At 41.1% G+C, this 13,695-nt stretch carries 14 protein-coding genes and 2 tRNA genes; 14 read left to right on the plus strand and 2 right to left on the minus strand.

Annotated elements, in window-relative coordinates; all coding sequences use genetic code 11:
- Positions 1-5 precede the first annotated feature (5 nt).
- Entirely contained in the window at positions 6-1,787 is a 1,782-nt protein-coding gene (gene uvrC, locus WMZ97_RS09385) for an excinuclease ABC subunit UvrC (protein WP_343271865.1), read from the plus strand.
- A 493-nt stretch (positions 1,788-2,280) separates the two neighbouring features.
- Here the strand turns inward: uvrC and WMZ97_RS09390 are convergent, their stop codons facing one another.
- Positions 2,281-2,721, minus strand: a complete 441-nt coding sequence (locus WMZ97_RS09390) for a DUF2507 domain-containing protein (RefSeq protein ID WP_343271826.1) — start codon at positions 2,719-2,721, stop codon at positions 2,281-2,283.
- Positions 2,722-3,048: 327 nt separating this feature from the next.
- Here WMZ97_RS09390 and WMZ97_RS09395 point away from each other — a divergent pair, with 327 nt between their 5' ends.
- The 4 genes from WMZ97_RS09395 (at position 3,049) to WMZ97_RS09415 (ending at position 6,998) form a co-directional block, all read left to right on the plus strand.
- A complete protein-coding gene (locus tag WMZ97_RS09395; protein WP_343271866.1) occupies positions 3,049-3,669 on the plus strand; it encodes a succinate dehydrogenase cytochrome b558 subunit in 621 nt (206 codons plus the stop codon).
- Between the two features lie 28 nt (positions 3,670-3,697).
- Positions 3,698-5,449, plus strand: a complete 1,752-nt coding sequence (gene sdhA / locus WMZ97_RS09400; protein ID WP_343271827.1) for a succinate dehydrogenase flavoprotein subunit — start codon at positions 3,698-3,700, stop codon at positions 5,447-5,449.
- A 16-nt stretch (positions 5,450-5,465) separates the two neighbouring features.
- Positions 5,466-6,227 (plus strand): succinate dehydrogenase iron-sulfur subunit, encoded by a 762-nt coding sequence (gene sdhB / locus WMZ97_RS09405; RefSeq protein WP_343271828.1) that lies wholly within the window; start codon positions 5,466-5,468, stop codon positions 6,225-6,227.
- A gap of 381 nt (positions 6,228-6,608) precedes the next feature.
- Positions 6,609-6,998: an acyl-CoA thioesterase gene (locus WMZ97_RS09415; RefSeq protein ID WP_343271867.1), complete on the plus strand. Its 390-nt coding sequence runs from the start codon at positions 6,609-6,611 to the stop codon at positions 6,996-6,998.
- 54 nt (positions 6,999-7,052) lie between these two features.
- Here the strand turns inward: WMZ97_RS09415 and WMZ97_RS09420 are convergent, their stop codons facing one another.
- A complete protein-coding gene (locus WMZ97_RS09420; RefSeq protein ID WP_099158690.1) occupies positions 7,053-7,277 on the minus strand; it encodes a helix-turn-helix domain-containing protein in 225 nt (74 codons plus the stop codon).
- Positions 7,278-7,542: 265 nt separating this feature from the next.
- Between WMZ97_RS09420 and WMZ97_RS09425 the strand changes: the two genes are divergently transcribed.
- The 9 genes from WMZ97_RS09425 to WMZ97_RS09465 all read left to right on the plus strand — a co-directional run bounded on the left by WMZ97_RS09425 (position 7,543) and on the right by WMZ97_RS09465 (position 13,628).
- Positions 7,543-7,998: a MarR family winged helix-turn-helix transcriptional regulator gene (locus WMZ97_RS09425; protein ID WP_405027672.1), complete on the plus strand. Its 456-nt coding sequence runs from the start codon at positions 7,543-7,545 to the stop codon at positions 7,996-7,998.
- Between the two features lie 22 nt (positions 7,999-8,020).
- The gene (gene racE / locus WMZ97_RS09430) at positions 8,021-8,836 is read left to right on the plus strand and encodes a glutamate racemase (RefSeq protein WP_343271868.1); all 816 of its coding nucleotides are present in this window, start codon (positions 8,021-8,023) and stop codon (positions 8,834-8,836) included.
- Between the two features lie 156 nt (positions 8,837-8,992).
- Positions 8,993-10,069 (plus strand): GerMN domain-containing protein, encoded by a 1,077-nt coding sequence (locus WMZ97_RS09435; RefSeq protein WP_343271830.1) that lies wholly within the window; start codon positions 8,993-8,995, stop codon positions 10,067-10,069.
- A 114-nt stretch (positions 10,070-10,183) separates the two neighbouring features.
- Positions 10,184-10,951: a ribonuclease PH gene (gene rph / locus WMZ97_RS09440; RefSeq protein ID WP_343271831.1), complete on the plus strand. Its 768-nt coding sequence runs from the start codon at positions 10,184-10,186 to the stop codon at positions 10,949-10,951.
- On the plus strand, positions 10,948-11,559 hold the full coding sequence (locus WMZ97_RS09445; RefSeq protein ID WP_343271832.1) for an XTP/dITP diphosphatase: 612 nt from the start codon (positions 10,948-10,950) through the stop codon (positions 11,557-11,559). The genes rph and WMZ97_RS09445 overlap by 4 nt, the downstream gene beginning before the upstream one ends.
- 74 nt (positions 11,560-11,633) lie before the next feature.
- Entirely contained in the window at positions 11,634-12,155 is a 522-nt protein-coding gene (locus tag WMZ97_RS09450; protein ID WP_343271833.1) for a metallophosphoesterase, read from the plus strand.
- Positions 12,156-12,310: 155 nt separating this feature from the next.
- Positions 12,311-12,384 (plus strand) — tRNA-Gly (locus WMZ97_RS09455).
- A 13-nt stretch (positions 12,385-12,397) separates the two neighbouring features.
- Positions 12,398-12,471: transfer RNA gene (locus WMZ97_RS09460), tRNA-Arg, on the plus strand.
- Positions 12,472-12,650: 179 nt separating this feature from the next.
- Positions 12,651-13,628, plus strand: coding sequence for a tetratricopeptide repeat protein (locus tag WMZ97_RS09465; protein ID WP_343271834.1), 978 nt, complete (start codon positions 12,651-12,653; stop codon positions 13,626-13,628).
- Positions 13,629-13,695: the final 67 nt, after the last annotated feature.

Raw genomic sequence — 13,695 nt, forward strand, 5'->3', positions numbered from 1 at the left:
ATATGATGAACCAAACTATTAAAGATAAATTAGCTGTTCTTCCTGCCTTGCCAGGCTGCTATTTGATGAAGGATAAACATCAAACTGTCATTTATGTTGGCAAATCCAAGGCGTTAAAGAATCGCGTCAAATCGTATTTTACCGGGGCAAATGATCGTAAAACACAGCGATTAGTGCAGGAAATCGATAATTTTGAATACATCGTAACCTCATCAGAAATAGAAGCACTTATTTTAGAAATGAATTTAATCAAAAAATATGATCCAAAGTATAATGTTTTATTAAAGGATGATAAAACATATCCATATTTAAAAATAACGAATGAACGGCATCCTCGCCTATTAGTAACGAGAAAAATTAAGAAGGATAAAGGAAAATACTTCGGACCGTATCCAAATGTACTGGCAGCAAGAGAAACCAAAAAACTGCTGGACCGGTTATACCCGTTACGTAAGTGTAATAATCCACCAGGTCGTTTTTGCTTGTATTATCATATGGGACAATGTTTAGCTTGTGCCGAGACCCCTCCATCAGAAAGTGAATATAAACAAATTGTTCAACAGATTACTTCTTTTTTAAATGGGGGGCACAAGGAAATTAAGGCAGATTTAAAGAATAAAATGACAACCGCCAGTGACCAATTGAATTTTGAACGAGCGATGGAATTGCGTGATCAAATCCACCACATTGAAGCGGTCATGGAACAGCAAAAAATGACCATGAACGATCAGACAAACCGTGATATTTTCGGGTATAGCTATGATAAAGGCTGGATGTGTATCCAAGTCTTTTTTGTCAGGCAGGGAAAGTTAATTGAACGCGATGTTGCTTTATTCCCGTTTTTTGATGAACCGGAAGAAACCTTTATTAGTTATATCGGGAGATTTTATTTGCATCAGCATCATCCAAAGCCGAAGCAAGTACTTGTTCCAGTCGGCACCGATAACGAAATCTTGCAGAAACTGTTGGAATTAGATGTTCATGTACCATTACGCGGGAGAAAGAAAGAACTGGTCGAATTAGCTGAAAAAAATGCCTCGATTGCGCTTCGGGAAAAATTTACCATTATCGAGCGGGACGAAGCACGTACCATTAAAGCGGTAGAACAATTAGGTGATGCGTTGAATATAGAAACAGCCCATCGTATTGAAGCATTTGATAATTCAAATATTCAAGGTACCGATCCGGTTTCCGCCATGGTAGTATTTATTGATGGTCGGGCAAACAAAAAAGAATACCGAAAGTACAAAATAAAACATGTGGAAGGTCCGGATGATTATGAGACAATGCGTGAAGTTATCCGTCGCAGGTATTCGAGGGTATTGAAAGACCAGCTCCCATTGCCAGATTTAATCATTGTAGATGGAGGAAAGGGACAAATGAGTGTGGCACTGGATGTACTTGAAAACGAATTAGGATTGGATATCCCGTTGTGTGGATTGGTAAAAGACGATAAGCATAAAACAAGTGAATTGCTTTATGGAACACCTCCAGCTGTCGTACCATTGTCCCGCCAATCGCAGGAGTTTTACCTTGTGCAGCGTATTCAAGATGAGGTTCACCGGTTTGCAATTTCGTTTCATCGGCAATTGCGGGGGAAAAATCTTGTGCAATCGGAATTGGATAAAATACCGGGTGTTGGGAAAAAACGCAGACAACTCTTGCTGACGCATTTTAAGTCTGTTGGAGAACTGAAAAAAGCATCTGTCACCGACATCACTAAATTGGGTATCCCTAAAAATATCGCGGAGCAAATCCTTATCCATTTAACGGAAACAGTGGATTAGCGCGGTTTTTAATAAGGGGGCATTTTAAAAATGCCCCCTTATTATGTGCTTGTCCGGACTCTTGATTGATGACCGCGTCCCTGGGTCGATGTTTTCGAGAATTTGGTCGATGTCCGGATCCCCGGGTCGATGTTTTCGAGAATTCGGCCGATGTGCGGGTTCCTGGTCGATGTTTTCATGAATTTGTTCGATGTGCGGGTTCCCGGGTTGATGTTTTCGCAAATTCGGTCGATGTGTGGATCCCCGGTTCGATGATTCCGTGAATTCGGCCGATGTGCGGGTCCCCAGGTCGATGTTTCCATGAATTTGGTCGATGTGTGGATCCCCGGGTCGATGTTTCCGTGAATTCGACCGATGTGTGGGTCCCCGGGTCGATGTTTTCACAAATTCGGCCGATGACCGTCTCTCCTGGTCGATGCTCCATAGTTGGTTAAGGATTTGTCCAATGAAACTGCATGGTTTCGTTCATGGAGGAATGATTTAACCAATTGCATTAATTTTCCGTGTAAACAACGGTAAATTCAACCTGAAAAATCTTCTTATGTATTTCTTCGACGCATTCACAAGAAACGCCTTTTACATATTGAAGTGCTTCAGCAAGGAAACCCGATTCAATCCGGAATTCTGCCGGGAATGGGCCATTGATGCGATTGGCAACAGAATCAGCCATTAAATGAAAAACAAGTTCTTTTCTCTTCTCCTTTATGAGTTCTAGACGGCCCCAGCCAAGCTTATCAAATGAATCATAAATAGCTTCCATGGAGGTTATATCCAGCTTTCGTGCCAGATTCTTCCCTAAATAATACAATAACGTATCTGCTTGTGTCCCTAGTAACTCGGGTAGTCCCATGTATCGTAACACATCATATCCCGCACCAGAACTTGTTAATTCGTCCAGTTGTGATAACGGTAATAATTTCGGTTCCCTAGCCATTGATGTCATCCTTTCTATCAATCAAAACAAAACTGCTGTTTTATGTATGTAGTAGACTAGTAATGATAGCTACATTTATTATCCATTTTATTGATTGGTTGTGCAAGTACTCCATTAAAATTTCCGTAATAATACCTGACTTTTGCCAAGATGAATCTTGTATATGAAAAATTCTAGTCTGTTTTCTTGACGCTAATTGTAGTAAGAAGTACAATAAGTGTGTCACAAATTGTACATTTTTCAGGAAGTGGGAGGAAAGCGGTTTTCACTGTCCGAATAACGTACAACTGATCACATTTACATAACATACGTTAAGGGGGGTAATACATAGTGGAACATCGCGAATTTGGATATCGCAGACTTCATTCACTGTTAGGGGTAATACCAGTTGGTGTTTTTCTAATTGTACACTTAGTGGTGAACTACTTTGCTGTGTATGGGGAGGAGAGCTTTAATAAAGCAACTGAGTTCATGGAAAGCTTGCCATTTTTGATCGTGCTGGAAGTGGTAATCATCTATCTGCCTATCTTGTTTCATGCCATATTAGGGGTCTATATTGTGTTTGTGTCTAAGAACAATTATACGAAATATGGCTTTTTTCGTAACTGGATGTACTTTTTACAGCGCGTGTCGGGAGTCATTACACTGATTTATCTGGCTTGGCATGTATGGGAAACACGGATTCAAGTTTGGCTTGGCAATGCATCATTGGACTATAGTTTGATGGAAGATATTTTGTCAAACCCGTTCATGTTCTGGGTTTATATTGTCGGCTTGATTTCAACGACATTCCATTTCGCTAATGGTTTATGGAGTTTCTTGGTATCATGGGGCTTCACCCAATCACCAAGATCCCAAAAAATTGCTACATACGCAACGTTAATCGTATTTTTAGCGATTAGTTATATTGGTGTTCGTTCATTATTAACATTTGCTTACGGAATTTAAGATCATTACTAAGGGAGTGCGTATTTTTATGAGTAATCGCAAAGTTATTGTTGTCGGTGGCGGTCTTGCCGGCCTTATGGCAACAATTAAAGCAGCTGAGGCAGGTGTGAATGTAGACCTGTTTTCGATTGTGCCTGTAAAACGTTCTCACTCTGTATGTGCCCAGGGCGGTATTAACGGTGCTGTAAATACAAAAGGTGAAGGGGATTCACCTTGGAAACACTTTGATGATACGGTTTACGGTGGTGACTTTTTGGCAAACCAGCCACCAGTTAAGGCAATGTGTGAAGCGGCACCAGGTATTATAAATTTAATGGATCGCATGGGAGTTATGTTTAACCGGACACCAGAGGGTTTGCTTGATTTCCGGCGGTTTGGTGGTACAGATGTTCACCGAACAGCATATGCTGGGGCAACTACAGGGCAGCAATTATTATATGCACTCGATGAGCAGGTCAGACGTTTTGAAGTAGAAGGTTTAGTTACCAAGTATGAGGGTTGGGAATTTGTTAGTGCTGTGCTTGATGAGGAAGGTGTTGGGAAAGGAATTGTTGCCCAAGACATCAAAACACATGAAATCAAATCATTCCCCTCCGATGCAACAATATTTTCAACCGGTGGACCGGGAATCATCTTTGGTAAGTCAACGAATTCGATGATCAATACCGGTTCAGCAGCAAGTACACTATATCAACAAGGTGTTAAGTATGCGAATGGAGAATTTATTCAAATTCATCCAACCGCTATCCCTGGTGATGATAAACTGCGCCTTATGAGTGAGTCGGCACGTGGGGAAGGCGGCCGGATCTGGACGTACAAAGATGGGGAGCCATGGTACTTCCTGGAAGAGAAATACCCAGCATATGGAAACTTGGTTACTCGGGATATCGCAACTCGTGAAATTTTTGATGTATGTGTTAATCAAAAACTTGGTATCAATGGCGAAAACATGGTTTACCTTGATCTGTCGCACAAAGATCCAAAAGAATTGGATGTTAAACTAGGTGGAATTATTGAGATCTATGAAAAATTCGTTGGGGAAGACCCGCGTAAAGTTCCAATGAAAATTTTCCCTGCTGTTCACTATTCCATGGGTGGCATGTGGGTTGATTATGACCAAATGACCAACATACCTGGAATATTTGCTTGTGGCGAATGTGATTATACCCAGCATGGCGGTAACCGCTTAGGTGCTAATTCCTTGTTATCAGCTATTTATGGCGGTATGGTTACAGGTCCAAATGCTATTAAATATATTGATGGTTTGGATAAGCATGTTTCCGATCTATCTTCTAAAATATTTGATGACCGGGAAAAAGAAGAACAAGAAAAATTTGAAGCTATGATGAAGATGGATGGTAACGAGAATGCCTACCGCCTTCATAAGGAATTAGGCGAAATTATGACAGATAATGTAACGGTAGTACGTCATAATGATAAATTAATGCAAACATACGAAAAGTTACAGGAGTTTCAGGAACGCTGGGAGAACATTAACATCAATGATACTTCCCGTTGGAGTAACCAAGGCATCATGTTTACCCGTCAATTGAAAAACATGCTGCACCTGGCACGTGTGATTACGTTGGGAGCATATAACCGTAATGAAAGCCGTGGTGCACATTATAAACCGGACTATCCAGATCGTAACGACGAAGAATGGTTAAAAACAACAATCGCTACGTTCAACAAAGAGAAAAACGCACCGGAAATATCATATGAAGATGTGGATACTTCCTTAATTGAACCTAGACTACGTGACTACACGAAAAAACACTGAGGAGAGAGGGATAGACATGGCTGAACAAAAAACTGTTACGTTTATCATAACGCGTCAAGACAGCCCGGATTCTGCTCCTTATGAGGAAACATTTACGATTCCTTATAAACAAAATATGAATGTAATTTCCGGGTTGATGGAAATACGACAAAACCCTGTTAATGCAAAAGGTGAACAAACAACACCAGTTCAATGGGATATGAACTGTCTGGAGGAAGTGTGTGGAGCGTGCTCTATGGTGATTAACGGGACAGCCCGTCAATCTTGTGCTGCACTGGTTGACCAGTTGGAACAGCCGATTCGTCTTGCACCAATGAGTACGTTCCCAGTTGTACGTGACTTGGTTGTGGATCGGGAGCAAATGTTTGATGCCTTGAAGCGGATTAAGGCTTGGATTCCGATTGACGGCACATACGATTTGGGAGCTGGTCCGAGAATGCCGGAGAAAAAACGGCAATGGGCTTATGAACTGTCCAAATGTATGACGTGTGGTGTATGTGTAGAAGCTTGTCCGAATGTGAACGATAAATCAAACTTCATTGGACCATTTGCACTCTCATTACCACGTCTATATAATGCACATCCAACAGGGGAAATGAATAAGAGTGAACGCTTAGAGGCTTTAATGGAGGATGGAGGAATTTCTGGATGCAGTAACGCACAAAACTGTGTACAGGTCTGTCCAAAAGGAATTCCATTAACAACTTCCATTGCTGCGATGAACCGGGAAACAAACATTCAAGCATTTAAGAACTTCTTCGGCAGTGATCGCATTTAATACGATTTATTAAAAAACTTTTATAACCTGTCCCTGCCTGGATATGGCAGGGACTTTTTGAAATGGAAAGGTGAAGTGCATATCATCAATAGCTTATATTGACGATTTAGACCAGTGGCGGGAGGAATTTTCTTTTTTTATTCCAATTCGCGTCCGCTTTTCAGAGACGGATACGTACGGTCATGTGAATAATGTTTCACCATTCATTTATCCGGCCTTAACGCACAGTAAGACCCCCACTTCAAGATTTGAGGTGGAACGAAAAAATAAGTGGGGTCCACTGCATGACAAAGGTCCGATTCTGTTCGGGCCTGCACGAAGCAGGTCACAAAGACGTTGCAACTCAGACGCCTGAGAACTTAGCCTTTGTTCCTCTATTCAGTGAGGGAGAAAGGGAAACCCCCACTGAATGAAGTTTCACTTTATTTCGAGGAGGCACGAATTGAATTTTTGAAATCTGTTGGCCTTTTTGTTAATAATGAGCGCAGAGCGTACATACCCGTTGTTGCAGACATGCAATGCAATTACCTGCAGCAAATGTTCTTTGATGATGAAATAAAGTTATATGTGAAAGCGAATCATGTTGGTAATTCCTCGGTAGACATCCATTATATGGGGGTGAAGGAAGCAGGGGATATCGTACTGACTGGCCGGGGAAGATTGGTATACATTCATGCGAAAACCGGAAAACTTGCTGATCTGCCGGAACCCATGAAGCGAAAACTGACAAAAGCTAAGACAGCATACAGACGACAAGAAACAGTATTTTAAGCTTCTTACTCTAAACAGAACGAAAAGCCGACTATAAAGAAAGTCGGCTTTTCGTTAGAGCTTTAATTCCCCCATACGAAGGAGCTCTACAACTGCTTGTGAACGCCCCTTGACTCCCAATTTTTGCATAGCATTTGAAATATGGTTCCGGACAGTCTTCTCAGATATAAACAAGTCCTGGGCAATTTCTTTAGTTGTTTTGTCCTGTACTAAGAGTTCGAATACTTCTTTTTCTCGTTTTGTTAATAATTGCTTCGGTTTATACTCGTTGTCCTTCAAATGTTAACCCCTCCTTACTGTCATAGAGCTGCAGGTTGAAGGGAAATTATTTAGTCAATATTAGCTTATGAACTGGATTATAATCGGTGCGCACAAATTGATTAGATTCTTAACCTATTTAGATAATATGTACGTTGCTTCTTGCTGGAATCTTCCGCCAGTCAACAAAAATCGACAAATAATAAACGTTTATTCTAAGGCATTCGGACATTTTATGTTAAGATAAAAAAATGAATGATATAGGTGAATCATGGGAGGATGCCAATTGGAAAATGAATGTACAACCCAAACGGTAGCAGACTTGGAAAAAAAGCTGCGTTATATAGCAAGTATTATTAAGCGAAATGGCCGGAAAATATTAGCCAATTATTCGATTACCTCGCCGCAGTTTATTGCATTGCAGTGGTTAATAGAGGAAGGCGATTTAACCATTGGTGAACTTTCAAAGAAAAATGGCTTAGCATTCAGCACAACCACTGATTTGGTCGATCGCATGGAAAAAAATAAACTTGTGGAACGGGTGCGTGACGCAAACGATCGACGTGTCGTTCGCATACATGTATTAACAAAAGGAAAAACAATTATTAAAGAAGTTATTGTAAAACGTCAGGAGTATCTTGGCGAGATACTGGAACACTTTTCACAAGAACAGATGGAGAGTTTAAATGAATTATTAGCTTTGCTTCATATCCAAATGAAGGACGTTCATGATCAATACTAATAGTAAAGAAGAGGCGATTTTTGTGGAAGATGCAATCGGGGTTATTGATTCAGGGGTTGGTGGTTTAACGGTTGCCCATGAACTAATCAGGCAATTGCCGAAAGAACGATTGATCTATCTCGGGGATACATTGCGATGCCCTTATGGACCAAGGTCAAAAGATGAGGTAAGAAAATTTACTTGGGAAATGGTTGAATACTTGTTGGAAAAGAATATTAAAATGCTGATCATTGCCTGTAACACCGCTACTGCGTTTACATTAACGGAATTACAGGAGAATTTAACGATTCCGGTAATTGGGGTTATTCAGCCTGGTGCTCGGGCAGCAATTAACGCGACAACAAATGGTTTTGTCGGTGTGATTGGCACGGAGGGGACCATAAACAGTAACGCTTACCCCAAGGCACTAAGCGAGATTCGAGCAGATATTTATGTGGATACACTGGCCTGTCCGATGCTTGTTCCAATGGTGGAACAAGGCATATTAACTGGGGCAATGGCAAAACAAGTAGTCGAGGAAACGTTGAAACCGATGAAAGAGGAAAAACACATGGATACATTAATATTAGGATGTACGCACTATCCGCTAATTAAGAATACAATTCAGGAAGTGATGGGAGAACACGTGACGGTGATTTCTTCTAGTGAAGAGACAGCGCGTGAAGCAAGTGCAATTTTGGCATTTCACAACAAATTATATACAGGCGAGCACCATCCTGAACACCAGTTTTATGCAACGGGTGAATTAGACGTCTTTCGTAAAATTGCAGAAGACATTTTTAAAACTACTGCTGACTTTCAAACGGTATCTATTGATAAGGCAGTTATCCTAAATTAAACCGAATGTAACGAGAACACCTTTCCCGCTGGGATGAAATTGTATGTTATTTCTATGATCAGGACGATGCATCCTGATTTTTTTTAGCATTGGTTGGTCTAATTTTACGATAGGCTCGTATATATAATAGTACAAACCATCGTAGGAGGGAATAACATGCACAAGCGCGGTGTATTACTTATGACTGGGATAATGAGTATTTCCATCATATTGACAGGATGTTTCAAGGGGGAGCAATCGTTAAATGAAGAAATGGATCCGCCAAAAGGGGAAGGTGCGGAACAAGTAGACAACCTTGATAATCAAGCCACTGATAAGGAAGCAAAGGATGAAAAAGGGTCAACAGAAGAGACGGTAAAGCGTCAACTATTTTTAATCGATGCGAATGGAATGGTTGCACCGCAGACAGTGGAGCTGCCGAAAGATGATTCGCTGGGAGTTGCAGCCCAGGCGTTAGAATACTTAGTGAAGGATGGACCGGTTGCTAATATTCTTCCAAACGGCTTTCAAGCGGTTCTTCCAGCGGGTACAGAAATCTCCGGATTGGACTTGCAGGATGACGGCACCCTTGTCGTGGATGTATCCAAGGAATTTGAAAATTACGAAGCAGCTGATGAACAAAAAATAATAGAAGCAATGACTTACACCGTAACGCAATTCGATAGTGTAGATGAAATGAAATTAGAGATAAATGGGTATCCGCAGGCCGAAATGCCTGTAAATGGAACACCAATTGGAAACGGTTATTCGCGGGCAAACGGGATTAACCTAACAGAAACAGATACCGTGGATCTCATTGACAGTAAAGCAGTGACGATGTACTATCCAGCCGAATATAACGAGTCTAATTACTATGTACCTGTGACGCAACATATTGCCACAAATGATGATCAGGATGTGTACAGCTCGATTGTGCAAGCTTTGGTTGATGGACCAGGATCTGCAGTGAATAGTAAACAAGTATTTAATTCAGATGTATCGTTAGCTGCGAAGCCGTCACTACATGATGGTGTACTGGATGTTGTATTTGATAAAAATGTGTTACAGAAGAAAGATAAGACGATGATTTCGGATGATGTGGTGGAAACGTTGGTGCGAACGTTGACTGAACAGGAAGATGTTGACGCCGTGAATGTACAAGTTGAGGATGTCGATAAACTGTTTAATGAGAATGGGGAAGAATACACCAAACCGGTTACAAAAGAAATGGTAACACAAACAAAAAAGCTATAATATGAAGCGGCTGGTTACACAGCCCTTTTTTTATTTTGAGAACACATGTGTATGAACATGTTCGATCTGCGAAAAATATGTTACGATTATAGTTGTCTTAAGGAGGAGTGTAGATTGAGAAAGGATCAACGCACAACAAATAGTTTACGACCAATTACGATCACCCCAAATTTTATCAAGCACCCTGAAGGATCTGTTCTTATTCAGGTTGGGGAGACAAAAGTTATTTGCAATGCAAGTATTGAAGATAGAGTTCCTCCGTTTATGCGCGGGCAAGGCAAAGGCTGGATAACAGCGGAATATGCCATGCTTCCCAGGGCAACGGATCAGCGAAATATTCGTGAATCGTCTAAAGGGAAAGTGAGCGGGAGAACGATGGAAATCCAGCGTCTGATTGGCCGGGCATTACGGGCTGTCGTTGACTTGGATAAAATAGGAGAGCGCACCATTTGGGTGGATTGTGATGTCATCCAGGCTGATGGTGGAACACGCACTGCTTCCATTACCGGGGCATTTATCGCAGTTGTCCAAGCATTCGGGACACTTTTGGAAAAAAAGGCAATCAGCAAAATGCCGGTTACTGATTTTCTAGCGGCTACCTCTGTAGGTGTATTGCCGGATGGAACAGAAATATTGGATTTGAACTATGAAGAAGATTCCAAAGCAGATGTGGATATGAATATCGTGATGACAGGCGCTGGTGAGTTTGTGGAAATTCAGGGTACTGGGGAAGAAGCAACTTTTTCCGCAGATCAGTTACTGACCATGCTTTCCTTGGCCAATGAAGGATTAGCTTCCATCATTGACAAACAACGCGAAATACTCGGTACATTGGCGGATCGGATCGGTGAAACAGTAACGAAAACGGAGGAGAACAAATGAAACAGTTGATTATCGCCACTAAAAATCCAGGGAAAGCAAAAGAATTCAAGGATTTCTTCAAGAAATTTCACCTTCAGGCTGTTTCCTTATTGGATTTAGCAGAAACGATTCCGGATATTGAAGAAACAGGAACGACATTTGAAGAAAATGCTGCTATTAAGGCCGAGGCGATTGCAAATCGTATGCAGATCCCTGTGTTAGCGGACGATTCGGGATTGGTCATTGATGCGCTTGACGGCAGACCAGGTATTTACTCCGCACGCTACGCTGGGGAAGCAAAGGATGATAAGAAAAATGTGGCAAAGGTATTGGACGAGCTGAATGGATGGAAGCCAAAACAACGCCAGGCGCATTTTGTCTGTGTGCTCGCGGTTGCTGTGCCAAATCATGAAACCCTTTTTTATAAGGGCACATGCACTGGTAGTATTGCGACAGAGCCTAAAGGTGAGAATGGTTTTGGGTATGATCCGGTATTTATTCCATCGGGTTATTCACAGACGATGGCTGAGCTTGCCCCGGAAGAAAAGAACGCCATTAGTCATCGGAAACACGCTATAGCCAAACTGGAAACAGATATTTCGTCACTGATTAAGCTGTTAGAGAAATAATTTTTTAAAGGGTGTTTATTTGCATTCTTTATTAGGGAACAGTATAGCAGTAACGTGGAAGGAGTGGGATCAGATTGCCAAATATCTTAATTGTAAGCGACAGCCATGGTCTTACCCAGGAACTTCAGCAAATCAAAGAGCGACATGATGCAGACTACATGGTTCATTGCGGTGATTCGGAGCTGGATATGGATGCAGATCCGCTTGAGGGATTTATAAAAGTGGCTGGCAACTGTGATAGTGACTCCAGGTTTCCTGATGAACAAGTGATTAGGCTGGATAGTATCAATCTATTTGTTACTCATGGGCATCTTTATCAGGTGAAGCGGAATTTGATGAATCTCGCCTACCGGGCACAAGAGGATCATGCGCAGATTGTTTGCTTCGGGCACACGCATATTGCTGGAGCGGAGAATTCGGGAAATCAATTATTCATTAACCCGGGGAGTATCCGCATGCCCCGGAATCGAGCAGAACGTACGTATGCGCTCATGGATTGGGAAACAATTGATAAAGTCCATGTTCATTTTTATACGGTGGCTGGTGATGTGGTAGAGGAACTTACATATCAAACGTCCTTGTCTGCTCAGGCTTAAGGATTGTTTCTGATCAGAGCTTATCCATTCGGGTTTGAACAGAATAGGTAAGCCTGATCGTATTTTTTAGGGCGAAAACTATTGACAAAAATCCTGTCCATGTATATAATAATTCTTGTCTGCTAAAAATAATTTAGTTTCTAGAACATCACGATGCGGGTGTAGTTTAGTGGTAAAACCTCAGCCTTCCAAGCTGATGATGAGGGTTCGATTCCCTTCACCCGCTCCATACATATAATGATGTCCCAGTAGCTCAGCAGGATAGAGCAACAGCCTTCTAAGCTGTGGGTCGCAGGTTCGAATCCTGCCTGGGACGCTTGTAGTAAGGAAACCTATCACAATTCAAATAGGTTTCTTTTTTTACATAGGTAATTTTTTTATTGTATACTTATCCTGCCAAGCAAAAAAACTACTGGAAGGTTTCACCTTATTTAGGCGAGGGTATGTATATTCCATGCAACCATTTAACAGATTAAAAATGAAAGGAGTTAAGAGATGCACGATAACCACAATGTCGTCCTGTTTCCCAAGTGGAAAACAACACTTGAAGAAGAAAGCTTGGCAGCACTGAAAGAAAAACGATACGATGAAGCATTGGATAAATTAAATAAGCTGATAAGCTATAAAGTTCAAAGTCATGAAATTATGATTGGCAAGCTGATTTGTTTAATGGAGCTGGGTCATTACGATGATGCCCAGGATTTATGTGAAGATTTAATAACGATCAACGATGAAAATCATTACCAATATGTACATATTTATCTGACGTTACTATTTCAAACAAGCCAATATGAAGCATTGATCGAACAAGTGGAAGCAGAATGGAAAATGGGCGAAATTCCAAATCCTTTCCATGAACAATTTCAACAGTTATACGATATAAGTCAGGAAATGAATGACCAGTTAAAAGAAAAAAAGATGACGAAATACATAAAAGATTTACTGCAAGCTGTCGAGCAACAGGAACATACGAAACAATGGCACGTCATCGAGAAAATCAGGAAGACAAAAGCAATGCCAGTTATGAAACTAATAGATCCGTTGTTGACTAATGAACAAATTCACCCAGTTGTTAAAACAGCAATCTTTCAGTGGATGCAGGAAATGCACGTTACAGAAAAGGTAACGATACATAAATCCGATCAAAGCCTGACAGTAGTTCCGACAGCAATAACAACATGGGATAAGCATCCGATTATAAAGCAAACGAAGCTGCTTATCGGGGAACTGGAACAGGAAAACCCTACGTTATATGTGTTATTGGAAAAATTGATCTATCAATATACATATGTTCATTATCCGATCATGCCGCCAAGTGAGGATGTGCCAGCCATTGCTGATGCACTAGTCAGTATCGGCAAGGAGCGATTAAATTTGTCAGTAACAGGCGAAAATGGTGAAAGGAAATTCTTGTATTATAAACGTGCCATTGAAGAAAGTCAATTGTTATATTTGTCCATCATTGATGAGTAAACCTTAGTAAATGCTTGAAAGGGCCATTAATTATGTTATAATAAGATGGTTGCAATTTCTTAGTTCA

It is taken from the genome of Lentibacillus songyuanensis, from assembly GCF_039548255.1.
GTDB lineage: Bacteria > Bacillota > Bacilli > Bacillales > Amphibacillaceae > Lentibacillus_C > Lentibacillus_C songyuanensis.

Bases quoted from the DNA above. Each gene is read 5' to 3' on its own strand.
- uvrC (WP_343271865.1), top strand. From the start codon at position 6: ATGAACCAAACTATTAAAGATAAATTAGCTGTTCTTCCTGCCTTGCCA.
- WMZ97_RS09390 (WP_343271826.1), bottom strand. From the start codon at position 2,721: ATGGCTAGGGAACCGAAATTATTACCGTTATCACAACTGGACGAATTA.
- sdhA (WP_343271827.1), top strand. From the start codon at position 3,698: ATGAGTAATCGCAAAGTTATTGTTGTCGGTGGCGGTCTTGCCGGCCTT.
- sdhB (WP_343271828.1), top strand. From the start codon at position 5,466: ATGGCTGAACAAAAAACTGTTACGTTTATCATAACGCGTCAAGACAGC.
- WMZ97_RS09435 (WP_343271830.1), top strand. From the start codon at position 8,993: ATGCACAAGCGCGGTGTATTACTTATGACTGGGATAATGAGTATTTCC.
- WMZ97_RS09445 (WP_343271832.1), top strand. From the start codon at position 10,948: ATGAAACAGTTGATTATCGCCACTAAAAATCCAGGGAAAGCAAAAGAA.
- WMZ97_RS09465 (WP_343271834.1), top strand. From the start codon at position 12,651: ATGCACGATAACCACAATGTCGTCCTGTTTCCCAAGTGGAAAACAACA.